General features: G+C 34.4%; 22 protein-coding genes. 16 read left to right on the top strand and 6 right to left on the bottom strand.

The window, feature by feature from the left end; translation table 11 throughout:
- The first annotated feature begins 1 nt into the window (after position 1).
- From B0A58_RS02875 to B0A58_RS02905, 7 genes are all read left to right on the top strand, one after another.
- Positions 2 to 1561, top strand: a complete 1560-nt coding sequence (locus B0A58_RS02875; RefSeq protein ID WP_089079805.1) for an SGNH/GDSL hydrolase family protein — start codon at positions 2 to 4, stop codon at positions 1559 to 1561.
- Between the two features lie 224 nt (positions 1562 to 1785).
- Positions 1786 to 3297, top strand: coding sequence for a F0F1 ATP synthase subunit beta (atpD, locus tag B0A58_RS02880; RefSeq protein ID WP_014085207.1), 1512 nt, complete (start codon positions 1786 to 1788; stop codon positions 3295 to 3297).
- A gap of 75 nt (positions 3298 to 3372) precedes the next feature.
- Positions 3373 to 3654 (top strand): F0F1 ATP synthase subunit epsilon, encoded by a 282-nt coding sequence (locus B0A58_RS02885; RefSeq protein ID WP_089079806.1) that lies wholly within the window; start codon positions 3373 to 3375, stop codon positions 3652 to 3654.
- Between the two features lie 211 nt (positions 3655 to 3865).
- Entirely contained in the window at positions 3866 to 7345 is a 3480-nt protein-coding gene (gene ileS, locus B0A58_RS02890; RefSeq protein ID WP_089079807.1) for an isoleucine--tRNA ligase, read from the top strand.
- A 6-nt stretch (positions 7346 to 7351) separates the two neighbouring features.
- On the top strand, positions 7352 to 7732 hold the full coding sequence (locus tag B0A58_RS02895) for a TraR/DksA family transcriptional regulator (RefSeq protein ID WP_014085204.1): 381 nt from the start codon (positions 7352 to 7354) through the stop codon (positions 7730 to 7732).
- Positions 7733 to 7821: 89 nt separating this feature from the next.
- Entirely contained in the window at positions 7822 to 8418 is a 597-nt protein-coding gene (locus tag B0A58_RS02900) for a lipoprotein signal peptidase (protein ID WP_089079808.1), read from the top strand.
- A gap of 5 nt (positions 8419 to 8423) precedes the next feature.
- The gene (locus B0A58_RS02905) at positions 8424 to 8771 is read left to right on the top strand and encodes an iron chaperone (RefSeq protein ID WP_089079809.1); all 348 of its coding nucleotides are present in this window, start codon (positions 8424 to 8426) and stop codon (positions 8769 to 8771) included.
- On the opposite strand, the gene B0A58_RS02910 is transcribed toward B0A58_RS02905, so the two are convergent.
- The 3 genes from B0A58_RS02910 to B0A58_RS02920 all read right to left on the bottom strand — a co-directional run bounded on the left by B0A58_RS02910 (position 8764) and on the right by B0A58_RS02920 (position 11304).
- Positions 8764 to 9402: a queuosine precursor transporter gene (locus tag B0A58_RS02910; RefSeq protein WP_089079810.1), complete on the bottom strand. Its 639-nt coding sequence runs from the start codon at positions 9400 to 9402 to the stop codon at positions 8764 to 8766. The genes B0A58_RS02905 and B0A58_RS02910 overlap by 8 nt on opposite strands.
- 71 nt (positions 9403 to 9473) lie before the next feature.
- Positions 9474 to 10439 carry a bifunctional riboflavin kinase/FAD synthetase gene (locus tag B0A58_RS02915; protein WP_089079811.1) on the bottom strand — a complete coding sequence of 322 codons (966 nt, stop codon included), beginning with the start codon at positions 10437 to 10439 and terminating at the stop codon, positions 9474 to 9476.
- 91 nt (positions 10440 to 10530) lie between these two features.
- Positions 10531 to 11304, bottom strand: coding sequence for a THC0290_0291 family protein (locus B0A58_RS02920; RefSeq protein WP_089079812.1), 774 nt, complete (start codon positions 11302 to 11304; stop codon positions 10531 to 10533).
- Between the two features lie 391 nt (positions 11305 to 11695).
- On the opposite strand from B0A58_RS02920, the gene gdhA reads away from it, so the two are divergent.
- On the top strand, positions 11696 to 13039 hold the full coding sequence (gene gdhA, locus B0A58_RS02935) for an NADP-specific glutamate dehydrogenase (RefSeq protein ID WP_014085198.1): 1344 nt from the start codon (positions 11696 to 11698) through the stop codon (positions 13037 to 13039).
- Positions 13040 to 13167: 128 nt separating this feature from the next.
- A complete protein-coding gene (porZ, locus tag B0A58_RS02940) occupies positions 13168 to 15465 on the top strand; it encodes a type IX secretion system anionic LPS delivery protein PorZ (protein WP_089079814.1) in 2298 nt (765 codons plus the stop codon).
- Between the two features lie 7 nt (positions 15466 to 15472).
- Here porZ and recO read toward each other — a convergent pair whose 3' ends face one another.
- A complete protein-coding gene (recO, locus tag B0A58_RS02945) occupies positions 15473 to 16186 on the bottom strand; it encodes a DNA repair protein RecO (RefSeq protein ID WP_089079815.1) in 714 nt (237 codons plus the stop codon).
- A 461-nt stretch (positions 16187 to 16647) separates the two neighbouring features.
- Between recO and B0A58_RS02950 the strand changes: the two genes are divergently transcribed.
- Both B0A58_RS02950 and B0A58_RS02955 read left to right on the top strand, forming a co-directional pair.
- Positions 16648 to 17439, top strand: coding sequence for a hypothetical protein (locus tag B0A58_RS02950; protein WP_089079816.1), 792 nt, complete (start codon positions 16648 to 16650; stop codon positions 17437 to 17439).
- Positions 17388 to 17633, top strand: a complete 246-nt coding sequence (locus tag B0A58_RS02955; protein ID WP_089079817.1) for a helix-turn-helix domain-containing protein — start codon at positions 17388 to 17390, stop codon at positions 17631 to 17633. Before B0A58_RS02950 ends, B0A58_RS02955 begins: the two co-directional genes overlap by 52 nt.
- A 50-nt stretch (positions 17634 to 17683) precedes the next feature.
- Here the strand turns inward: B0A58_RS02955 and B0A58_RS02960 are convergent, their stop codons facing one another.
- Together B0A58_RS02960 and B0A58_RS02965 are read right to left on the bottom strand one after the other, a co-directional pair.
- On the bottom strand, positions 17684 to 19906 hold the full coding sequence (locus B0A58_RS02960; protein WP_089079824.1) for a TonB-dependent receptor: 2223 nt from the start codon (positions 19904 to 19906) through the stop codon (positions 17684 to 17686).
- Positions 19907 to 20344: 438 nt separating this feature from the next.
- Positions 20345 to 20689: a hypothetical protein gene (locus B0A58_RS02965; RefSeq protein WP_133063061.1), complete on the bottom strand. Its 345-nt coding sequence runs from the start codon at positions 20687 to 20689 to the stop codon at positions 20345 to 20347.
- A gap of 253 nt (positions 20690 to 20942) precedes the next feature.
- Between B0A58_RS02965 and B0A58_RS02970 the strand changes: the two genes are divergently transcribed.
- From B0A58_RS02970 to B0A58_RS02990, 5 genes are all read left to right on the top strand, one after another.
- Positions 20943 to 21518 (top strand): MarC family protein, encoded by a 576-nt coding sequence (locus B0A58_RS02970; protein WP_089079819.1) that lies wholly within the window; start codon positions 20943 to 20945, stop codon positions 21516 to 21518.
- A gap of 41 nt (positions 21519 to 21559) precedes the next feature.
- Positions 21560 to 21757 (top strand): hypothetical protein, encoded by a 198-nt coding sequence (locus tag B0A58_RS02975; RefSeq protein ID WP_089079820.1) that lies wholly within the window; start codon positions 21560 to 21562, stop codon positions 21755 to 21757.
- A 221-nt stretch (positions 21758 to 21978) separates the two neighbouring features.
- A complete protein-coding gene (locus B0A58_RS02980) occupies positions 21979 to 22314 on the top strand; it encodes an HvfA family oxazolone/thioamide-modified RiPP metallophore (protein ID WP_089079821.1) in 336 nt (111 codons plus the stop codon).
- A 65-nt stretch (positions 22315 to 22379) separates the two neighbouring features.
- A complete protein-coding gene (locus tag B0A58_RS02985) occupies positions 22380 to 23186 on the top strand; it encodes an HvfB family MNIO-type RiPP peptide maturase (RefSeq protein ID WP_089079822.1) in 807 nt (268 codons plus the stop codon).
- A gap of 11 nt (positions 23187 to 23197) precedes the next feature.
- Positions 23198 to 23947, top strand: coding sequence for an HvfC/BufC N-terminal domain-containing protein (locus tag B0A58_RS02990; protein ID WP_089079823.1), 750 nt, complete (start codon positions 23198 to 23200; stop codon positions 23945 to 23947).
- Positions 23948 to 24261 lie beyond the last annotated feature (314 nt).

Here is a 24261-nt window from a genome sequence, read left to right on the forward strand (position 1 = left end):
CATGATAAAAAATTTCAAATGGCTATTTTTGGTTTCATTAACCTTTGTAGCTTGTAATAATTCAGACGATGTTGTTACAGATGCCAATTCTATCGATGGAAGCCCTTTAACGGCTGGTTCTGCAAATTTTTCAAAATATGTAGCATTAGGCAATTCCTTGTGTGCGGGTTATAGCGACGGTGCCTTATTTAAAGCAGGACAAGAAGGTGCTTATCCTAATATTTTGGCTCAACAATTTGCATTAGTTGGAGGTGGCGACTTCAAAACCCCTTACATGTCAGACAATATTGGAGGTATGCTTGCTGGTGGCACCATGATTCAAACACCAAGATTGTATTTTAACGGAACAGGACCTGTACCAGTCTCTGGCACACCAACAACCGAATTGACCAACCATTTAACAGGGCCTTTTAATAATTTAGGAGTTCCAGGTGCCAAAAGTTATCATTTATTAGCACCAGGTTATGGCAGTTTGGCAGGTATAGCCACTGGTCAGGCCAATCCTTATTACGTAAGATTTGCATCGTCGGCTACTTCAAAAGTAATAGACGATGCAGTAGCTCAAAGCCCAACATTTTTCTCTCTTTGGATAGGTAACAATGATGTATTAGGATATGCTACTTCTGGCGGAACAGGTGTAAACCAAACAGGCAACATGAATCCTGCAACGTATGGTGGAAGCGATATTACCGATCCAACATTTTTTGCGGGTGTCTATAATAATTTAGTAACTGCCCTTACTGCCAATGGTGCAAAAGGAGTAGTATCAAACATTCCTTATGTAACTTCGGTACCTTATTTTACTACTGTTCCTACAAATGCCATACCAGGATTACCAGCGGCAAGTGCTACCCAATTAAACCAATTATTTGGAGGCATCAATAATGCCTTAACAGCAGCGGGTTTGCCAACACGTTTTGCAACATTAAAGGCCGATGATGGCAATGCTGCAACAGACGATAGCAACCCTTTATTAATCAAAGACGAAAGCTTGTTAAACATTGCAACTCAAATCACAAGTGCCTTAACAGCAGCAGGATATCCCGCAGCTACCGCAGGTTTTCTAGGCGGATTGTATGGTCAGGCCAGACATGCTAGCAATGCAACAGCAACAAAAGATTACATCCTATTAACGGCTCGTACAGTTATTGGAACTACCCAAACAGGAGCACCTTCCCCTTTCAATACAATTGGTGTTTCTTATCCAATGGCAGACAATACCACTTTAACAGCATCAGAAGTAGCCGAAGTAAAAACAGCAACCGACGCATACAACAACGCTATTCGTAGTATTGCTACTGCAAAAGGATTAGCTTTTGTAGATGCCAATGCCGTATTGAATCAAGTAGCCACTACCACAGGATATACAGCCAACGGATTTACAATGCTTTCTACTTATGTAACTGGTGGAGCGTTTTCTTTAGACGGTATTCATCCTAGCCAAAGAGGCTATGCCTTGATAGCCAACAAGTTTTTGGAAGCCATCAATACTAAATATGGTTCTAATTTTAAAGGGGTAGATTTAGGAAAATATAGAATTTTATTTCCCGCATCACTTTAACATTTTTTAAGAATAATTCATCAATCCATCATGTTTTTCATGATGGATTTGTGTTTTTAGACGGTTTTGTTAGAGAATTTTAAGCAATATTATCCAAACTTCGATTATTTGTTAATTTTTTATATAAAAAGTGTTGATTTTTCTATTTTAAAAAATTATATTTGCACTCTCAAAAAGAGGTATTAAAATCAAACCTGAATAGCTATTTATAAAACACATAAGTAATGTCAAAAGTAATAGGAAAAGTTGCGCAAATCATTGGTCCAGTAGTGGACGTAGTTTTCAACGGTAAAGATGTTGAACTTCCAAAAATTTATGATTCATTGGAAATAACCAAAAAAGATGGTACTAAATTAATATTAGAAGTACAATCACATATTGGTGAAAATACAGTAAGAACAATCTCGATGGACTCTACAGACGGATTGAGTAGAGGATACGAAGTAGTAGGAACTGGAGACCCAATCAAAATGCCAATTGGACCAGATGTTTATGGAAGACTTTTTAATGTAATTGGAGACGCTATTGATGGTTTGGGCGATTTGCCAAAAACGGGCGAAAACGGAATGTCTATTCACCGTCCAGCTCCAAAATTTGAAGATTTATCTACCTCTTCTGAAGTTTTATTTACAGGTATCAAAGTAATCGATTTGATCGAACCTTATGCAAAAGGAGGTAAAATTGGTTTGTTTGGTGGTGCTGGAGTAGGTAAAACAGTATTAATTCAAGAGTTGATTAACAATATTGCAAAAGGTCATGGAGGACTTTCTGTATTTGCAGGTGTTGGTGAAAGAACACGTGAAGGAAACGACTTACTTCGTGAAATGTTAGAATCTGGAATTATCAAATATGGCGAAGAGTTTATGCACTCTATGGAAAATGGAGGTTGGGATTTAGCTAAAGTAGATAAACCAGGAATGAGAGAATCAAAAGCTACTTTCGTTTTTGGTCAAATGAATGAGCCACCAGGAGCTCGTGCTCGTGTGGCACTTTCTGGATTATCAATTGCTGAATATTTCCGTGACGGAGCAGGTTCAGATCAAGGTAAAGATGTATTGTTCTTCGTAGATAACATTTTCCGTTTTACTCAAGCAGGTTCTGAAGTATCGGCTCTTTTAGGTCGTATGCCTTCGGCAGTAGGGTACCAACCTACTTTGGCTACCGAAATGGGTGCCATGCAAGAGCGTATTACCTCTACCAAAAAAGGTTCCATTACATCTGTACAAGCCGTTTACGTTCCTGCGGATGACTTGACAGACCCTGCACCAGCAACAACATTTGCTCACTTGGATGCTACAACAGTATTGTCTCGTAAAATTGCCGAGTTGGGTATTTATCCAGCAGTAGATCCGTTAGATTCTACATCAAGAATCTTAACGCCTGAAATTTTAGGAAAAGACCATTATGACTGTGCTCAAAGAGTAAAAGAAATTCTTCAAAAATACAAACAATTACAAGATATTATTGCAATCCTTGGGATGGAAGAACTTTCTGAAGAAGATAAATTGGCCGTTTCTAGAGCACGTCGTGTACAACGTTTCTTGTCTCAACCTTTCCATGTAGCTGAGCAATTTACTGGAATACCAGGTGTTTTGGTTGATATTAAAGATACCATCAAAGGTTTCAATATGATCATCGACGGAGAATTAGACCATTTGCCAGAAGCAGCATTCAACCTTAAAGGGTCTATTCAAGATGCTATTGAAGCAGGTGAAAAAATGTTAGCAGAAGCATAGTCCATATACAATTAACAATTGATAGTTGGCAATTAATTATCCATTGTCAATTATTAATTATCAACTATAAAAAGTATGATTTTAGAAATAGTATCACCAGAAGCCTCTTTGTTTAAAGGCGAAGTAACCTCAGTATCTGTTCCAGGTGCCAACGGTAGTTTCCAAATTTTAAACAATCACGCACCAATAGTTTCTATTCTTAAGCAAGGTATTGTTGCCATAGCAGCTCCTAGTTTCAACTTCTATAAAGAAACAGCACATTTGTTTCAAAAAGTGAATGATCAAAATTATACCTTGACCATTTCTTCTGGAACAATCGAAATGAGAGACAACAAAATTATTGTTTTAGCAGACTAAATCAATAAAGTTTCAAGTAAAAAGCCAAACCGTTTTGTTTGGCTTTTTTTTGTTCTTAAAATTTCGATAAACTACTTCTTTTTATTTATTGAAGGAGAAAAAACGGGTGTTCTAAAAACAATTAGTTTTATATGTAAAATATTTTACTATTTGATTATAATAAAAATTGAAAATTCACTACTTTCGCACATTGATTTAAGACAACAATAAAATGAGTGCAAAATTTACTGAATACAAAGGACTTGACTTGCCAAAATCGGCAGAAGAAGTGCTGGATTTTTGGAAAAAAGAAACAATATTTGAAAAAACAGTAAGTACTCGTGAGGGAAATCCTCCTTACGTGTTTTTTGAAGGGCCGCCTTCGGCAAATGGTTTACCAGGCATTCACCACGTGATGGCACGAGCAATTAAAGATATATTTTGTAGATATAAAACCCAAAAAGGCTACCAAGTAAAACGCAAAGCGGGCTGGGATACCCACGGATTGCCAGTAGAATTGGGTACCGAAAAAGAACTCGGCATCACCAAAGAAGATATTGGTAAAACCATCACTGTAGCACAATACAACGAAGCGTGCAAACGTACCGTAATGAGATACACAGATATTTGGAACGATTTGACCGAAAAAATGGGCTATTGGGTCGATATGGAAGACCCCTATATCACCTATAAATCTAAATATATGGAATCGGTATGGTGGTTGCTCAAACAAATTTACAACAAGGATTTGATGTACAAGGGCTATACCATCCAACCTTATTCGCCAAAAGCAGGAACAGGATTGTCTTCGCATGAGGTCAATCAGCCAGGAAGTTATAGAGATGTAACCGATACAACGGTGGTGGCACAGTTCAAAAGCCCCCTAACCCCCGCAGGGGGAATTGATAGCAATTCCATTTTAAAAGCATTCGGTCTTAGCTCCCCTCTTTCGGAGGGGATGGGGGAGGCTTTTTTCCTCGCTTGGACAACTACGCCTTGGACGTTGCCATCAAATACAGCATTAACAGTTGGCCCAAAAATTGATTATGTATTAGTAAAAACCTTCAATCAATATACGTTTGAACCAATACATGTGGTTTTGGCTAAAAATTTAGTAGGCAAACAATTTGCTGGAAAAACATTTGAAAAAGTAGAAACCATCGAAGCATTTGAAGAGAAGGCAGCTGTTTTTACTTCAAACATTCCCCCTTCGGGGGCTAGGGGGCTTCCCTTTTTGATTTTAGCCGAATGTAAAGGTTCAGATTTAGTTGGAATTCGTTACGAGCAATTGATGCCATTGGCTTTGCCGTATCAAAATCCTGAAAATGCTTTTAGAGTAATTGCAGGAGATTTTGTAACTACCGAAGATGGAACAGGAATTGTACATACAGCGCCAACTTTTGGGGCAGATGATGCCAAAGTAGCCAAAGAAGCTACGCCCGAAGTGCCACCAATGTTGGTTTTGGACGAAAACGGAAATCCTGTGCCTTTAGTGGATTTGCAAGGAAAATTTGTTTCGGGGCTTGGTAATTTATCAGGCAAATACGTCAAAAACGACTATTACAACGATGGTGAAGCACCAGAACGTTCGGCCGATGTGGAAATTGCGATCCAATTAAAAGAACAAAACAAAGCCTTTAAGGTCGAAAAATATGTACACAGTTACCCACATTGCTGGCGAACTGATAAACCCATTTTATATTATCCATTAGATTCTTGGTTCATCAAAGTAACCGAAATCAAAGATAGAATGTTCGATTTGAACGAAACCATCAACTGGAAACCCAAAGCAACTGGCGAGGGCCGTTTTGGGAATTGGTTGAAAAATGCCAACGATTGGAACTTATCCCGATCAAGATATTGGGGAATTCCGTTGCCAATTTGGAGAACCGAAGACAAGCAAGAAGAAATCCTCATAGGTTCTGTGGAAGAATTATACAACGAAATAGAGCAATCCATCGCAGCTGGTTTTCAAAAAACAAATCCGTTTGCTGGATTTGAAATAGGTAATATGTCGGAATCTAATTATGATTTGGTAGATTTGCACAAAAATGTGGTGGACGAAATTACCTTGGTTTCTGCCTCTGGAAAACCAATGCAACGTGAAACGGATTTGATAGACGTATGGTTCGATTCGGGAGCAATGCCTTATGCACAATGGCATTATCCGTTTGAGAAAAGCCCCCTAACCCCCGAAGGGGGAATTCCTCCGATTGCTGACTTTATAGCCGAAGGAGTGGACCAAACTAGGGGTTGGTTTTATACTCTTCATGCAATAGGCACTTTAGTATTTGACAGAATAACCTATAAAAATGTAGTTTCAAACGGATTGGTTTTAGACAAAAACGGACAAAAAATGTCAAAACGTCTTGGCAATGCAGTAGATCCGTTCACTACTTTGGCAGATTATGGCCCTGATGCTACCCGATGGTACATGATTTCCAATGCAAATCCGTGGGATAATTTGAAATTTGACTTGGAGGGTATTGCAGAGGTACGTAGAAAATTCTTTGGAACGCTTTATAATACGTATTCATTTTTTGCATTGTATGCCAATATTGACGCCTTTACATACAGCGAAGCTGAAATTCCACTTGAAGAACGACCAGAGATAGACCGTTGGATTTTGTCGGAACTGCATACTTTAACTCAAGTGGTGGACGAAGCTTATGCTGATTATGAGCCAACAAAAGCAGCTAGAGCTATTTCTGATTTTGTTCAAGAAAATTTGAGTAATTGGTACGTTCGTTTGTGCAGAAGACGTTTTTGGAAAGGCGAATATGCACAAGACAAAATTGCAGCATATCAAACTTTATATACTTGTTTATTGAGTATCAGCAAGTTATCGGCACCTATTGCTCCTTTTTATATGGATCAATTGTACCGTGATTTGACACGAGCTACCCATACCGAAAAATTTGAAAGTGTACATTTGGCAAAATTTCCAGAATTTATCAAAAATGTTGTTGATCAATCGCTGGAAAGCAAAATGCAAAAAGCCCAAACCATTTCGTCATTAGTATTATCACTTCGTAAGAAAGAAATGATAAAAGTACGTCAGCCTTTGCAACGAATTATGATCCCGATTTTAGATGAACATTTTAGAACAGAAGTTTTGGCAATTTCTGATTTGGTTAAAGCAGAGGTAAATGTAAAAGAAATAGTATTGTTAAATGATGATGCTGACATATTAGTCAAGCAAATTAAACCTAATTTCAAAGCTTTAGGCCCTCGATTTGGCAAAGATATGGGGCTGATTGCTAAGGAGATACAAAATTTTACTGCCGATCAAATCAATTTTTTAGATAAAAATGGAACAATTGAGCTTGTAATTGCCGAAAAAAAGGTAACTTTATCCTTGGAAGATGTAGAAATTTCATCTCAAGACGTTGCTGGTTGGCTGGTTGCTAATGCCGATGGGATAACAGTTGCTTTGGATATTACTATTACAGAAGAGTTAAAACAAGAAGGAATTGCTAGGGAATTAGTAAACAGAATTCAGAACATACGTAAAGATTCTGGATTTGAAGTAACCGATAAAATAAAAGTGCAGTTAGAAAAAAATGGTGTATTGGAAGCCGCAGTTTTAAAAAATGCAGACTATATTAAATCGGAAACTTTGACAAAAATGCTAAATTTTGAAGAAAAATTAGAAAATGGCATAGAAATTGAGTTTGATGACATCAAAACAAAAATATTAATATCTAAATAATTCAAAATGGTTGAAGAAATTGTAAGATACTCAGACGCTGATTTAGCTGAGTTTAAAGAATTAATTATCAAAAAGATAAACAAAGCACAGGCCGATTTGGATTTAATCAAAAGTGCTTATATGAACGATTTGAATAATGGTACAGACGACACAAGTCCAACGTTTAAAGCTTTTGAAGAAGGTAGCGAAACAATGAGCAAAGAGGCCAACTCGCAATTGGCAATTAGACAAGAAAAGTTTATTCGTGATTTGAAAAACGCCCTTTTTCGTGTAGAAAATAAAACGTATGGGGTGTGCAAAGTTACAGGAAAACTCATTTCAAAAGAAAGGTTAATGATTGTGCCACATGCCACTATGAGTATGGAAGCCAAAAACTTGCAAAGATAAATTTTAACAAAATTATATCATAATTAACGCTCCGTTGTGAGCGTTTTTTATTTTTAAAAATACTACTTTTGCAACTCAAATAAAAAAAAATGAATCTCAAGAAAGCTTATTGCATAGTTATACTAATTTTGTTAGTCGATCAATTATCTAAAATATATGTTAAAACAAATTTCATATTAGGCGAAGAAGTAACTGTTTTTCAGTGGTTTAAAATTTCTTTTATCGAAAATGAAGGAATGGCATGGGGTACTCAAATCCCTGGTATGTATGGTAAATTAATCTTAACTATTTTCAGATTATTTGCCGTTACCGGTATTGGATATTGGCTTTGGGATGCGGTTCAAAAAAAGGCTTCAAACTACCTAATAGTTGCCATTTCTTGTATTTTGGCAGGGGCTTTTGGCAATATTATCGACTCTGTTTGCTATGGTGTTTGTTTTGATGACAGTTTAGGAAAAGTAGCAACATTATGTAGCCCAAACCCTTATGGCACATGGTTTCATGGCAAAGTTGTAGATATGTTTTATTTTCCAATATGGCATGGCAATTTGCCTTCGTGGTTGCCTATTTGGGGAGGAAAAGAGTTCACTTTTTTTAATGCTATTTTTAATATTGCCGATGTAGCCATTTCTACAGGTGTAGGTATTTTGATTGTTTTTAATAAAAAAGCTTTTTCAAACGACTAATTATTATGAATATGCTCGAGGTGCAAGACTATCTTTCAAATTTACCAGTTGAAAAACAAAATGTCCTTCAAAATTTCAGAATATTTTTGCAGGATTTATTGCCAATGGCCTCTGAAACAATGGCTTATGGCATTCCTACATTCAAATACGAAAAAAATATTGTGCATTATGCGGCTTTCAAAAATCATTTGGGTTTTTATCCTTCACCAGCGGTAATTCTTCATTTTCAGGAGGAATTAACAGCGTTCAAAACTTCAAAAGGAGCTATACAATTTCCGTTTTCTGAAGAAATTCCATTGGAATTAGTAAAAAAAATGGTTCTTTTTAGGCTAAATCAAATGAATATCAAATAATTTTTTTTATCCAATAATGTGCAGCATAAATTACAGGAGTAAGTAAAACAGCAAGCATTAATTTGAAAACATAACCCGTAAGTGCCGAGCTGATAAATGTTTCAAAAGTCATTTTGCCTGGCAACCAAAATGCTATTCCTAAAACAATAAAAGAATCAAAAAATTGAGAAATTACGGTAGAACCAGTCGTTCTAAGCCATATTTTTGTATGTCCCGTTTTGTTTTTAAAATACCAAAAAACACTAACATCGATAAATTGCGACACCAAAAATGCTACAATACTCCCAACAATGATCCACATACTTTGACCAAATACACTCTGAAATTGTTCGTCTGTAACAGGACTTATGCCTTTTGCAGCAGGCACAGATAGGGCTAAAAATAGTATTATAAAAGCATAAATGATAAGTCCAGCCGTGATGAGCGATAATTTTCGCACACCCTTTTCGCCAAAATATTCATTAATTAAATCGGTAGTCAAAAAAACAATGGGCCATGGCAAGATGCCAATACTCATTACAAATGGGCCTATTTGAATTAATTTTCCTCCAATTAATTCTGCAACTACAGCATTTGTTATAAAAATCCCTGCTAAAACAATAAACAATAACTCTTTTTTGGTTTGAAACATCTTTCTCAATTATTTTTTCAAAAATATTGATTTTAATTTACATTGCCCTCATTTTTATACTTGAACAAATGTTAATTTTCGAGGTGGTGTTCCATACTATTTTTAGAAGCTTTTTTGTCAAAATAATCTATTGCCAATTGTTTATCTATTGCAATTTGGTTTTTTAACAATTCAAAATGATCAAATTTTATTTCGTCTCGTAAATTTTGTAATAAATACACTTCAATTTCTTGGTGGTAAACGTCTGAATCAAAATCAAACAAATGTATTTCGATAGCTAAATCAACGCCATTTATGGTTGGTCTAGTTCCAATATTCATTACACCATTGTACATTTTGTGGTTTATCCGAGCATGGGCAATATAGACACCGTTTTTTGGAATCATCTTATAGTTTTCAGCAACTTGAACATTGGCCGTAGGAAAACCAATAGTTCTCCCTTTTTGATTACCTTTTATTACAGTTCCTTGTAACTGGTAGGGGTATCCTAAATAATGGTTTGCTAAACTGATATTGCCATCCATAATGGCTTGCCTAATTTTTGTAGAACTTATGGCTACATCTTGTATTTCCTGAACAGATATTTGTTCTACTTCAAAATTTAATACACGACCAAAAGCAATTAAATCATCCACGTTGGCTGCTCTATTTTTGCCAAAACGGTGGTCGTAACCAATAATTATTTTCTTAACATTAAGGTGTTTTACTAATATATTTTGAACAAAATCTAAGGCAGAAAGATTAGAAAATTCCAAATCAAATTTTTGGATAATTAAATGATCAATCTGGGTTTTTTCTATCAAATGGATTCTTTCAGATATGGTATTAAGTAGTTGTACGTTGGTATTTTGGTGTACAACCATTTTTGGATGCGGAAAAAAAGTTAATACTACACTTTCGCAATCCATTTCTTGAGCATTGGCAGTTACTTTGGATAAAATTTTTTGATGTCCAAGGTGTACTCCATCAAACATTCCAATAGTTACTACAGTTTGTTTTTTGGACTTAAAACTTGAAAACGATTGATATACTTCCAATTTCTAGGTGTTTTTATTATTTGAATCTGTACCTTATAAAGCTATTGTAAAAAAACATTAGCTTTAAAAAAGGGTACAAATGTAATTTATTTTAATTATCAAACGAATAAATATAACCAATATTAATATAGGTAAGCATGTCGTTGCTTTTGTTTTCTTTATAAATGGCACTATTTGGATTTAAACCATCTGCCCAATCTGAAAAATAATATTGAAATTTAGCTTCAGTAAACAATGAATTTTTATTGTTTAGTTTAATTCTAGTTCCAATACTCGTGGTAGCTGAAAATAAGATAACACTTTCATTTCTAAAGGCATTGATGTATTTTGTAGGCGTTACGTTAATGTCATTGATATTGCCCAAAATAGACCATGCTTTTGTTTTTTGTACACTAATCATGGCTCCCAAACTAACATAAGGAGCAAAAGTGGCATAATTGTAATCATCGTTCTTAAAAGGATAATATTCTACTTGCGTTCCTAAGTTGATGCCGCTAACAGTACCTCTCATGGCTCGCAATTGTTTGGCAGTTGTGCTTTGTAATGAAATATCTACATATTTACCCGTATGTTGTAAGTCTGCAGCAATATAGGTTAGTTCTCCTCGCCATTTGAGGTATTGGCTAATTTTATTGTAATTGGTGTTTGAATCTAAATAATACAACACTCCAAACGAATAACCATTTGCTCCTGTTTGAAAACCAAATGGATTTTTTTGTAAATAATCCGACTGAAAAACAATGCCTCCAGTCATGACACCTATATCGTGATATAAGCCATTTTTACTAACTGTACTTTGAGCTTTCGAATGGAAATTGAAAGCAATAAAAAAGAGTATGAAGAAATATTTTTTGTGATGAAACATATTTTTTTGTTTTATTTATACAAATATAAAATAAATTTAGGTACAAACAAATTAAAGACGATAATTTTTTATTGTTCAAACGATAAAAAGCTTGAAAGTTGCGTTAAAACAATTACAAAAATGTCGTTAATCGATATTAAAAGATCATTAACAAGATAATTTTGTTTTTTTTGGCATTTTTAACAGCAATAATAAATATAATTGATTGATATTAAACAAGATATTCAATGATGTAAAGCTGCAAGTGATATTTGTATTATCATATTCTAAAAAAAAGTGCATTTTAAAAATAAAAAAAATAAAAAACGTGGTATTTTTTAAAAATTTCATATATTTGTATTTTATTACGAAAACGTTTTCATTCAAATATTTATTAATAAAATATAGAAATATGTCGCAAACTATCAACGCTTTTATTGAAGCAGTAGCTCAAAAAAATCAAAACGAACCTGAATTTATGCAGGCAGTAAAGGAAGTTGCAGAAACTGTAATTCCGTTTATTGAACAAAATCAAAAATACCAAAACAAAATGCTTTTGGAACGCATGGTGGAGTCTGAACGCATCATTATGTTTAGAGTAGTTTGGACAGACGATGCTGGAAATACTCAAGTAAACAGAGGTTATAGAATACAAATGAATTCGGCCATTGGCCCCTATAAAGGAGGTATTCGGTTTCATCCATCAGTAAATTTAAGTATCTTAAAATTTTTAGCCTTTGAGCAAACCTTCAAAAATAGTTTAACTACTTTGCCAATGGGTGGAGGTAAAGGAGGTGCTGATTTTGATCCAAAAGGAAAATCAGACAATGAAGTTATGCGTTTTTGTCAGGCCTTTATGACGGAATTATCTAAACATATTGGTGCCGATACCGATGTGCCTGCAGGCGATATTGGTGTTGGTGGTAGAGAAGTAGGCTATATGTTTGGACAATATAAAAGGTTGAGAAACGAATTTACAGGAGTGTTAACAGGAAAAGGTATTTCTTTTGGAGGGTCGTTAATTCGACCTGAAGCCACAGGGTACGGAAATGTTTATTTTGCTCAAAGCATGTTGCAAACCAAAGGGCAAACCTTTGAAGGTAAAACAGTTGTGATTTCAGGTTCAGGAAATGTAGCACAATATGCTGCCGAAAAAGCCACTCAATTAGGAGGAAAAGTTGTTACCTTGTCAGACTCTGCTGGTTATATATATGACGAGGCAGGTATTGATGCCGAAAAATTAGCCCATATCATGGAAATAAAAAACGTTCAAAGAGCCAGAATATCTGATTATTTGAACAAGTATCCCAATGCCAAATATGTAGCTGGCCAACGCCCTTGGGAAGTACCCTGTGATGTTGCTTTGCCGTGTGCTACTCAAAACGAGTTGAACGAAGCTGAAGCACAATTGCTTGTTGCAAACGGTTGTATTTGTGTTTCGGAAGGAGCCAATATGCCTTCAACTCCTGAAGCAGTTACGGTTTTTCAAAACGCTAAAATATTATTTGCCCCTGGCAAAGCTTCAAATGCTGGTGGTGTGGCAACTTCGGGTTTAGAAATGTCTCAAAATTCGTTGCGATTGAGCTGGACAGCTCAAGAAGTTGATGAACGATTAAAAAATATAATGCTCAACATTCATGCGTCTTGTTTGCAATATGGCAACGATGGCAACGGATATGTTGATTATGTAAAAGGTGCCAATATTGCCGGCTTTGTAAAGGTAGCTGATGCAATGTTAGCTCAAGGTGTTGTTTAATTGATTTTTTTGTTTGAAAATGCTCTCTATATTCATTTATCAGAGAGCATTTTTTTTTTGTGTTTATATTAAATCGTTATTTATTGCGTTTATTGTATATTTGTAATTCCTTTTTTTTTTGAAACAATATGAAAAAAATATTGCTATACAGCTTTTTGATTTTATCAATACAATACACTTTTGCACAAAACAACAATTCGTGGAAAGGATATTTTTCATACAATAATATTATAGATATTACACAATCAGCAACCAATGTCATTGCATCTACAAATAATGCTGTTTTTAGTCAAAATATTGCAACAGCTGCAATAAAAAAAACAACGACTATTGAGGGGCTTTCTGGCGAAAAAATAGCGGCAATATGTTATTCAGAGTCTTTAAAAAAAACCATCATTGGATATGAAAATGGCTTAATAACCGTTGTCAATGAAAACGACGGATCGGTATATAAAGCCATTGGAATCATCCAAAAACAGCTTCCTTCGTCATTAAAAAAAATCAACCATTTGTACGAAAAAAATGGAGTAGTCTATGTGTCATGTAAATTTGGCATTGTCCAATTTTTTTTAAATAACTTGGAATTTGGCGACACCTATTTTTTAGGTTCTACCTTAACAGATTATCAAGAAGTTTTGCAAACCACCATATACAACGGAGCACTCTATGCCGTAACCCAATCGAATGGCATCAAAAAAGGCATTTTGACCAATCCAAACCTTAATGATTTTAGCCAGTGGCAAGTATTTGATGGCGGTTATTGGAATGGTGTAGAAGTTGTAAATAATCAGTTGGTTGGCTCCAATACCGACGGTAATTTATACAAATGGAATGGTACAAATTGGACAAATTTATATAACGGAGTTGGTGGACAAGTCATCGATTTTAGGTCGGCAAGCAACCACCTTATAGTTACATTATCAAACAAAGTTTTGGTATTTGATGCTGCTTTTCAGCTATTATACAATATACCAAGCAGTTATATTGCAAATAACAACCCTGTTTTTACGGTAGCAACCATTCAAGACAATACAATATACATTGGAACAACCAAGAGTGGATTATTTACCGTCTTGGGCACTACTGGTGCAGTAGCCAATATCACACCAAATGGCCCTTATCGAAATGCTATTTTTAAACTCAATGCACAGTCAGACAAGCTTTGGGCTGTATATGGTGGTTATAGTTCAGATTATAATCCCTATACTTATAATGCTGACGGACTAGACGCGGGTTATCCTGTAAGTAATTTTTCCGATTCTGGATGGAAAGATATTCCTAATTCGTCTTTGTTTAATGCCAAAGCCATTTCAAATATTGCGGTCAATCCGACTAATAAAAAACAAGTTTATTTTAGCTGTTATTATTCTGGAATTTTAAAATTTGACAATGATTTACCCGTCATTTTATACAATAGTCAGAACAGTGGTTTAGAAAATTCTTACGCTCCAAGCGATCTCCGTGTTGGCGGAGGTGCCTTTGACAAATCAGGTAATTTTTGGGTGTCTGTATCGAGAATAAAAAATGCACTAAGAATAAAAAATGCTAGTAATACCTGGCAAAGTGTGTCGATAGAACCCATTTCGTCAGACTTTTTACAGAGTGATTATAACAACATTGTGATAGATAAAAATGGCACAAAATGGATTGCTACTTACAAAGATGGTGTTATTGCATATAACGAAAATGCCAACCCAAAATTTAAAAAACTCACCAATGATGTCAATATAGGAAATTTGCCCAATTCAGACGTGAGGTGTGTGGCACTAGACAACAAAAACCAATTGTGGATAGGCACTATTAATGGATTGAGGGTGTTGTATAGCATAGACGATTTTACAACCGAAGTACAACCCAAAGCCGCATCGATAATCATTTTAGAAGACAATTTAGCTCAGGAATTATTTTATGAACAGTTTATAAAAGATATAGTGGTTGATGGCGCTAATAGAAAATGGGTAGGAACGGCAGAATCTGGAGTATTTTTGGTTTCGCCAGACGGTCAAGAAACCATTTACCATTTTACAAAAGACAATTCACCATTGCCAAGCAACACCATACTCGACATTGAAATTGATGGCACCACAGGCGAAGTATTTTTTGCAACAGATAATGGTTTGGTGTCTTTCAAAGGAACTTCGACAAAGGCAAGCGACAACTTAGAAAACGTGTATGTATATCCAAACCCAGTGAGGCCAGAATTTGAGGGGACAGTCAAAATTAGTGGTTTGTTGAGTAAAGCCAATGTTAAAATAACAGACATAGAAGGTAATCTTGTACACGAAACCACCTCTGAAGGTGGCACTATTGAGTGGGATACAACGGCATTTGGCAAATACAAAGTAGCATCGGGGGTGTATTTGATATTTGTAGCAGCACAAGACGGCTTAGAAACAAAGGTGAAAAAAGTAATGATTATCAGGTAAAAAAGCGTTATTCGAAAATTTGTTTTAAAACTTCGAGCGATTTAGGTTTTCTAAACCCTTCTAAATGAATAGCATAATAATGGACCAAAATTTTAAGCAACTGTTGTCGTTCTAAATGATGAAAAACTTTAGTGTCATGGTCAAATTTCAGTAATACCAATTTTTTGAACAACAGCGTTTCGTGTAGCGAAAGCGAGCTAATCGCCTGAAAAGGCGAAAACGTACCAGCAGTCAGTTCAAAATAAGGGTAATCCATCTCGGAAATATCTGGATAAAAACCAAAAAATTTTGACAATTCTAATAAAAAAATCAAATGAAAATTTGAAAAATCATCGTGTTGGTCAAACCAAACCAATGTAGTTTCTATAAAAACAAATAAATCTTCGTTTTTTTCTTCTTCATGAATACTAAAATTCAATATTTCAGATAAAAACATGACCATAGCACTTTTATAAATATGGCTGTTGATCGATTGAAAAAAATAAGCCAATTTGATTTCTTTGAAATAATGTAATTGTGCTGTGTTTTTAAAATTATACGCTATTTCCAAAAGGGTTAACGGCTGAAAATATGCTTTTTTTTGGGCATTTTTTTTAGAAAAATAAGCATCTCGAACTATAAATGATTTCAAACCATCGGACAAAGTATAGCATTTCACAATCAGGCTATTTTCTTTATATCTAATACTATTTAGTACAAGGGCTTTGGTTTTGATTTGCAAAATAAGTTGTTTTTATGAACTACAAATGTATAAATAAATGTTGTAGAAGCCCTTTTTATGTCAAATTAAATGAAACCTTTTTGGTTGCATTTTTTATGTTTTTTTTCAAATCTTTTTCAAAAAATTTGAGCATCTAATGTTTTAAGAAAGTACTAAATTGAAGTAGAACAAATTAAATATTTGGTAAATTGAAATAAAATGATAACCATAAAAAATGGGTTAAAATAGAATTATTATTAAATAAAAGTATAAATTAAAATACATTTATGTTATTATTATTTTATTAAAGTAACAATAAAGTAATTTAAATTTATATTAAAACACATAATAATTTAAAATATTTACAAAAAAATAATTAAATAAATTAAAAAAAATATTTTTCAAAAAAAAACGCCTTTTAATTGAATTAAAATATTAATTTTACGTCAAGTTTACCAAATCCTACATTTACCTACACTATTATGAAAACAAATTTAGACGATAAAAACGATAAGTTTTTATTTAATTTTTTTGGAATTGTATCCAGTATTATTGTATTCAAAGCCCTATTTGATATACTAACGGAACAGTTATTGATTACAAAATTAACTTTTTCTTTGTTAATTTTAAATATTGTTATTTACTATGCCCTAAAAAAAGTAGAAATCAGGAAAAGATTAATTCTTTCTTTTACGTTCTATAATATTATTTGTCTAATAAATTTTATTTTGTCTTGGGACAAGTTCCCAATGGAAATATTGTTTTTTGTGCTTTTGGGCTATTCCTTGTATCTATATACCAACACCAAAACCATGTTGGTCTATCTATTTGTTATTGCCTTAATATTAATTGCTACCCCTTCCATTTCTGCATTTATCAAAATGAATATCCAAACGGCAGAGCTCATCAATATTACCGATCAAAACAAAATGACAAGCAATTTATTTTTAACTTGTGTCATGATTTTGACTCTGATACTGGTACATCGAAACCGCCACGAAATTGGAGTTTTTAATGTGGCCGATGACTATATAGATATTACCGACATCGACAATAGTTTCCATTTTAATACAGAAAAAAAGAGTTATAACTACAAAACAGATGACAAGTATGGATTGCTCTACAAAGAAATTATAGAGCTTATGGAAACCAAAAAACCATTTCAAAACCCCAATTATAACTTACATTTATTAGCTAGAGATTTGGTTCTAATGAAACGTATGTGTCTAGGGCAATTAATAATTGTAGCGAATATGAAAATTTTAAAGCATTGATCAATTTTTACCGTATTACACAAGTGGTTCAGGAATTTGAAAATCAAAACTACAAAACGAGTTCCATTAAAGAGATACACACTCGTGCGGGTTTTTCCTATCAGGCTACGTTTAACAGTATATTTAAAAAACATACCAATTTGACCCCTTCAGAGTATATTGATAAAGTAAAAGCTATGCACAAAATGGGATAAAAAAAAGAGCTTGAATGATTTCAAGCTCTTTTTTTTTTGACTTTTAACTATTAAAATTGCCAATCTATTCCAACCGAAAAATTTCGACCAATATTTGGAATACCCTCCGTTTTTAGTCTGGAAAGATGTGCTATGTAGCTGGTATTTAACATGTTATTTATATTCAAATGCAAATTTAAAAAGGATTTTCCTAAAGGCACTTTGCCTCCAAATCCAAAATTCAATAAGGAATATTCATTTGAAGGAGTTTCAAAAGCATGTACTTTATGTTGAGCAAAAGTGGTTTGCCAATTGGCAAACACATAACCCTCTGTAAACCATTTATTAGGATTCAATACAGCCTTCAAGGTATTATTCCATCTGTTAGCTGGAATTAAGGGTAAGTAAGCACCAGATTGTAATTTGCCATTTACGGTTTCAAAACTACTTTCAAAGTGTAACCAATCTAACGGATGTGGGTGAAAGTGAACTCCCACTTCGCCTCCCAATAAACGAGAATTGGCCTGTGTATATTCAAACGCAGGAGCGTCTTCAATATCGATTCCTAAAGGCGAAATGTAAATAAAATTTGAAATACCATTGTAAAAACCATTAACAAACAACTCAAAATGCTTGGATTGGTACTCTAAGTTCAAATCTGTTTGAATGTTTTGTTCGTTTTTCAAATGGGCATTTCCTATTTCGTATCGGTTTGTCCCTTCATGGATGCCGTTTGATGTTAATTCGGCCAAATTTGGAGCTCTAAAACCTGAAGCCAAGTGCACACGCAGCAACAAATTTTTATTGACATGGGTTTTGTAGCCCAAGGAAAAGTTCCAACTATCAAATCGTCTGTTTAAGGCTTCAAAGCTTCCTGGTTCGGACAAAGGGCCATGGTTTTCGGTATCAATTTGTCTGTTATCAAATCGGATACCGCCTTCCAAAACCTGTTTGTTCCATTCGATGTGAGTGGTACCCAATATACCAAAATCAACTGTTTTGGCATTTGGAATGAGTAATTCTTCTCCAAAATTACGATTGGTTTGGCTCATGCCTTGTATGCCAATAATGGTTTCTATTTGTGTAGCTCCATTCCTTTTTATTTTGGGCAAATGGTATTTGAGATCATAATTAACCGTTTGCAGTTTCATGTTCAACAGGGCTACATCACTATCCTCAAATTCGTTTCGAAGATTGGCTATATAACCCATATTAAATTCTAGCACCGACTTTGTAAAGGTCAAAGTGTTATTAATGCTCCACAAATGATTGGTAACGGCTTGTTTTGGAAAAGCTGTTTTTTTGCTAAGTGATTGATTCTCTGTATCAAAATAAGGCAATCCGATGTCTAGTTTGTTCCAATTGTAACGAACAACACTCGACAATTGACGGTGTTTGTAGCCAATGGCGGCTTTCAAATCGGATTCGTTGTATCGAGAGTTGGTTATGCGTTGGCCTTCTGGAATTTTATAATCGGCGTGGCTGTTGTGGCTTGCACGAGCCAAAAACGACCATTTTTCGGTGGCTGTTTTTACTCCTAGTGTAGAATGGCTTCCATGAGTATTTGAAAACCATTTTTGGTTAAAATTGATTTTCCATTCCTTTGGGAGTGCCATTTTTTCGGGGTTAAAATACAAAACACCCCCAAGTGCATCCGACCCATACAATAAGGAGGCAGGCCCTTTAATGATTTCTACACTTTCTATCCCAGCATCGTTGAGTCCAAGTCCGTGTTCGTCGCCAAATTGTTGGTTTTCTACTCGAATGCCTTGCGAGTAAACCAAAACCCTATTGCCGCTTAGCCCTCGGATAACGGGTTTTCCTATAGACGTACCCGTAGCAATTTGCGTTACACCTGGCACAGAGGCCACACCTTCGATAAGTGTAGTAGCACCTTTTTGTTGCATAGATTTGGTGGTTTGGTGTGTTACTTTGATGACGTTTTGTGATTGCAGTTTTTGAAAAGCAGTTGATACAACGACTTCGTCCATTTGGAAAAAACTTTCGGTTAGTTTGAAATTGACAATGGTGTTTTGTTGTGCCATGTCGAGTTTTTTTGATTGTGTTTCATAATGTATGGCACTACAACTGATTGTGGCATTTTGTTCTAGGGTAATGGTGGTTTCAAAATAGCCTTTATTGTTAGTCGTCAGGGTTGTATATGGTTTTGAAATCGTGATTTGAGCACCATTAACAGGTTGGTTTTGGCCGTTGGTAACCACACCCGAAACAGTGGTTTGCCCCAAAAGTACTGAAGCGTAAATAAAACAAAGTAAGTTTAAGATTTTTTTCATTTTGATATTTTTATAAATAAAATTTTTTGTTATGTTTTGAAAATCATATAATGCATGTATATGTGCTATAAGTGTTTGATAGTCAAATAGGTATAAATGGCAAAAAACATCAAGTAGCTTAGTTTGATAATATAAACAATCGCCAGCATTGATATGGATTAGCATAGTGTTTGAAATACTTTCTAATAGATTTTGACTAAACAACACCCAATTACACCTAACAATACCTCCCAATCTAAGTTTTTTTAAATTATGAAGAAAAACAGCATTTGGAATAAATGGGATTGTTTGTAAGAATCGACACCTTCTTTTTAGCACGGATGCGTTAGGGATTGCAGTGGAAATCCTTTTTTGTTTTTTTCTTTTAAAAAACAAAAAAGATTGCAACGAAAAGCCCGACCCCTTGTGGGTAACGCCCAAAAAATAAAGATGATATGATTATAAAACAGGTGGCCCCCTTAAAGAATAGGAAATGCCATTGAAACAAAAGAAGGAAGCCACTTGATAAGTAGCACTATTTTTGTAAAAATGCAGATTTGCAATGAGAAAAATAGGGGCGTGGTTTACAATTGTAAACGGTTGAAAAGCAAAATCGCAGGTTAAACACGAGTCGAAAGAATGGTGTTTGTGGGTCCATTCGGATTTTGAGTGTAGCTTGTGGATACAATTTTTTTCGGCACGAAGCAATTGAAAATGCTCCAATTGGTCTATCGACTGTAATAATACGGAAGAAAGTATTATGATAGCCGAGAAAAAACCTAATATTTGAGTTAATTTTTTCAAATTTTGAGTGTCGATGTGTGGTGTATTAAAATGCAAAGTTATGAAAAATGATGTTAAATTTTGATAAGAAGTGTAATTTTTTGAAAATAACCGTTGCCAAAATGATAAATCGAAAAAAAAATTGCTTGAAACGCTGTTTGTAATTGATTAAAATACAATAATTTTGCAAAAAATGTAATGTTAAAAGCATGAGAAACCAAGTGAATTTGATTGGTTCAAATTTCCCCCAATAACCTAATAAAATAAACAGATTATGAATATCGATTTGAAACAAATTTTTACCATTACAATGGTGCTTTTTGCTGTTATAGACATTATTGGGAGTGTGCCAATAATTGTAAGTTTGCGAAACAAAGTGGGTCATATACAATCAGAAAAAGCGTCGATTGCATCGTTTTTTATTATGGTATTGTTTTTATTTATTGGCGATCAATTTTTAAAAATAATAGGGCTAACGGTCAATTCGTTTGCGGTGGCAGGAGCTATTGTACTGTTTTTCTTGGCTTTGGAAATGATTTTAGGGATTCATCTGTATCGAGATGATGAGGCCCACACGGCCTCTATAGTGCCTATTGCTTTTCCGTTGGTGGCTGGTACAGGAACTCTGACAACTTTATTGTCATTAAAGGCTGAGTTTGAAACAATTAATATTATTATTGGTATTTTTATTAATATTTTATTGGTTTATGCCGTTTTAAAATCGTCTGCCAAGATAGAAAAAATACTCGGAAAAACGGGTTTAAGTATCGTTCGGAAAGTGTTTGGGATTGTACTTTTGGCAATTGCTGTTAAATTATTTGCTGCAAATGTTAAAGCCTTGTTTATTTAAAAAGATTTTTATTATTTTTACGTCCTAAAACGTAAACAACTATGAAAATCTTTACTTATATCCTGTTGGCATTGGCTGGCACTTTAATTATTTATAACACGACTTTGTTGGATTTTTCAAATTTGACACAAGGCGATAGCCTAGCTGCTTTGATTGGCATATTGGCTTCGATTTGTGCCGTTTTGATTTTGTTGATATTTAAAATGTCAAAATCAATTGCTGAAAAAATGAAAAGTTAGTTTTTATTCCAAATAAATTCAATAAAGGTTTTTATAATAAATACGTGCTACACATCAATATAAATGTTACCCTTGTATCTTTTTTTTTGATAGTACAATAGTTAAAAAATGTATAAAAAAAAGGCAAACGAGCTTATTTTTTTATACATTTGGTATTCGAGAATAGGATTTACTGTAAAAGTAAATATTTGTCGTTACAAATTAATTTAATAAAATCTATTATGAAAAAACAATCAATTTTAGTAGGTGCTTTAGCTTTAAGCGCATTTACAATGGGAACAACTACAACTTATGCTAGCGTACATGACACTGCAAGTGAAGTTACAACAGTGGAAGCTACTTGCGGCGATAAAAAAGTAGAAACAAAAGCAGCAGAAGCTAAATGTGGAGACAAAAAAGCTGAAACCAAAGCACACAAAGGCAAAGAAGGCAAATGTGGTGAAGGAAAGTGCGGCGAAGGCAAATGTGGCGATAAAAAAGCAGAAAAGAAAGCTAAAAAAGCAGAAAAGAAAGCCGAAAAAAAAGCTAAAAAAGAAGCTGCAAAAGTAGCAAACTAATTTGAAAATAGAAAAATCGGTGTCCTACAAAGGTACCGATTTTTTTTTATAAAAACACATAGAAAATGGTAGGCATTGGGTATCGAAAAGAATTTTCATCGGCATTTTTAAATTCGTCTGATTTACAACCTGATTTTGTTGAGGTTGCCCCCGAAAATTGGATTGGCATTGGCGGCTATTGGAAGCGAGAATTATACAAAGTATTGGACAAATACCCTTTGTATTGTCATGGTTTGTCGCTGTCTGTGGGCAGTCCAGAAGGGGTTGATGTGGCTTTTGTCAAACAAGTGAAGCAATTTTTGGACGAAACACAGGCGGTTTTGTATTCAGAACATTTAACCTTTTCTAAAATAGACAATGCCCATTTGTATGATTTGTTGCCCATACCGTTTACACAAGAAGCCATAGACAAAGTGGTAGCAAATATCCAAAAAGTTCAGGATATTTTAGGGCGACAACTTATTTTGGAAAACGGAAGTTATTATACCGTTTTGAAAGCCGAAATGACGGAAGCCGAATTTATAAATGAAATTGTCGAAAGGGCTGGTTGTGAACTCCTGCTTGATGTGAACAATGTGTATGTCAATGCCTTTAATCACGGCTATAATGCAAAAGATTTTATCTCGAAAATGCCTTTAGAAAAAGTCAAATACCTCCATATTGCGGGGCATTTTCAGGTAAACGACCGCTTAATTATAGACACCCACGGAGCCGCAATTATTGATCCTGTTTTTGAACTTTTAGCCTATACATTGCCGAAAATTGCTCCAAATACTCCCATTTTGCTTGAAAGGGATTTTAATATTCCTGCGCTCTCCGACTTGCAATTGGAACTGAATAATTTGCGAAAAATTAAAAATAATGCACTATAAATCAATACGTTATGACAACTAAAAGCCATTCTTTTTCGCTTCAAATGGATTTGGGAAATTACTGTAGAACAGGTGTAAACGAACCCGAAACAAGCATTCAGGAACACACTTTTCAATACCGTCGGTTGGTTTTTAATGTGGTAAAGGACACCCTCAAAAATGCTTTTCCTTTGACTAGAAAACATATTGGGAAAAAGCGTTGGAAAAAAATGGTGTCTTATTTTTTTGAAAATCATCAATGCCAAACGCCTCAAGTTTGGAAACTCCCACAAGAGTTTTGCGACTATTATGAAAAAAACCCACTGCCATTCAAAAAAGAATTTGATTTTATTCAAGAATTGCTGCAATATGAATGGCTCGAAATTGAAGTTTTTATGATGGAAGACTTGCCTTTTGAAGCGTTTAAAACAAAGTCAAACTCCAATCAAGATATTGTTGTTCCCAATCCAGAAATTCGGATTTTGCCTTTATCATTTCCCATTCATCAGAAGAAAATTAAAAAAATTACAAAGGCAGACAAAGGCCAATATTTTGTTGCTATTCATCGAAATTTTGAAACCAAGCAAGTAGCGTTTCATGATTTGAGTTATCCCGTAGTAGCCTTGTTGCTTGCCCTTCATGAAAAAGACACTACAACAAACGACCTTATTCAAACGTTTATTGAATATGAAAAAGATATAGAAAAAGCAACAACATTTGTAAAGGATTTTATTGCTTTTGCACAATCAAAAAGTATGATTTTGGGGTATAAAAAAACCTAAGCGGGGTAAAAAACCTGTTTTTTTGTTGAAGTTGTTCTACGAAATTTGACATCAAATGTTGCGGACTTTACTATTATGGTAAATTACGCAAAGATTTTTAAATTGCCTTTCTAGCTAATGATTTTGAAGAATTAGAAAAAGACGGTATAGCAGTAGGAGACATCATCAAACACCAACAAGAAAAAATTGAAGAATTGACGTTGTATTTGATTGAAAAACATAGAATTACATATAGTATATAGAAATATTTTATATTTTTTTGTTTTTTTAATAAAAATGTTTGTAGTATAAAAATAATTTATCGAGTTATTTAC

The organism is Flavobacterium branchiophilum NBRC 15030 = ATCC 35035 (assembly GCF_002217205.1).
GTDB classification, from domain to species: Bacteria; Bacteroidota; Bacteroidia; order Flavobacteriales; family Flavobacteriaceae; genus Flavobacterium; species Flavobacterium branchiophilum.

Bases quoted from the DNA above. Each gene is read 5' to 3' on its own strand.
- ileS (WP_089079807.1), top strand. From the start codon at position 3,866: ATGAGTGCAAAATTTACTGAATACAAAGGACTTGACTTGCCAAAATCG.
- B0A58_RS02875 (WP_089079805.1), top strand. From the start codon at position 2: ATGATAAAAAATTTCAAATGGCTATTTTTGGTTTCATTAACCTTTGTA.
- atpD (WP_014085207.1), top strand. From the start codon at position 1,786: ATGTCAAAAGTAATAGGAAAAGTTGCGCAAATCATTGGTCCAGTAGTG.
- B0A58_RS02885 (WP_089079806.1), top strand. From the start codon at position 3,373: ATGATTTTAGAAATAGTATCACCAGAAGCCTCTTTGTTTAAAGGCGAA.
- gdhA (WP_014085198.1), top strand. From the start codon at position 11,696: ATGTCGCAAACTATCAACGCTTTTATTGAAGCAGTAGCTCAAAAAAAT.
- B0A58_RS02950 (WP_089079816.1), top strand. From the start codon at position 16,648: ATGAAAACAAATTTAGACGATAAAAACGATAAGTTTTTATTTAATTTT.
- B0A58_RS02980 (WP_089079821.1), top strand. From the start codon at position 21,979: ATGAAAAAACAATCAATTTTAGTAGGTGCTTTAGCTTTAAGCGCATTT.
- B0A58_RS02905 (WP_089079809.1), top strand. From the start codon at position 8,424: ATGAATATGCTCGAGGTGCAAGACTATCTTTCAAATTTACCAGTTGAA.
- B0A58_RS02985 (WP_089079822.1), top strand. From the start codon at position 22,380: ATGGTAGGCATTGGGTATCGAAAAGAATTTTCATCGGCATTTTTAAAT.
- B0A58_RS02975 (WP_089079820.1), top strand. From the start codon at position 21,560: ATGAAAATCTTTACTTATATCCTGTTGGCATTGGCTGGCACTTTAATT.
- B0A58_RS02910 (WP_089079810.1), bottom strand. From the start codon at position 9,402: ATGTTTCAAACCAAAAAAGAGTTATTGTTTATTGTTTTAGCAGGGATT.
- porZ (WP_089079814.1), top strand. From the start codon at position 13,168: ATGAAAAAAATATTGCTATACAGCTTTTTGATTTTATCAATACAATAC.
- B0A58_RS02990 (WP_089079823.1), top strand. From the start codon at position 23,198: ATGACAACTAAAAGCCATTCTTTTTCGCTTCAAATGGATTTGGGAAAT.
- B0A58_RS02895 (WP_014085204.1), top strand. From the start codon at position 7,352: ATGGTTGAAGAAATTGTAAGATACTCAGACGCTGATTTAGCTGAGTTT.
- B0A58_RS02920 (WP_089079812.1), bottom strand. From the start codon at position 11,304: ATGTTTCATCACAAAAAATATTTCTTCATACTCTTTTTTATTGCTTTC.
- B0A58_RS02960 (WP_089079824.1), bottom strand. From the start codon at position 19,906: ATGAAAAAAATCTTAAACTTACTTTGTTTTATTTACGCTTCAGTACTT.
- B0A58_RS02900 (WP_089079808.1), top strand. From the start codon at position 7,822: ATGAATCTCAAGAAAGCTTATTGCATAGTTATACTAATTTTGTTAGTC.
- B0A58_RS02970 (WP_089079819.1), top strand. From the start codon at position 20,943: ATGAATATCGATTTGAAACAAATTTTTACCATTACAATGGTGCTTTTT.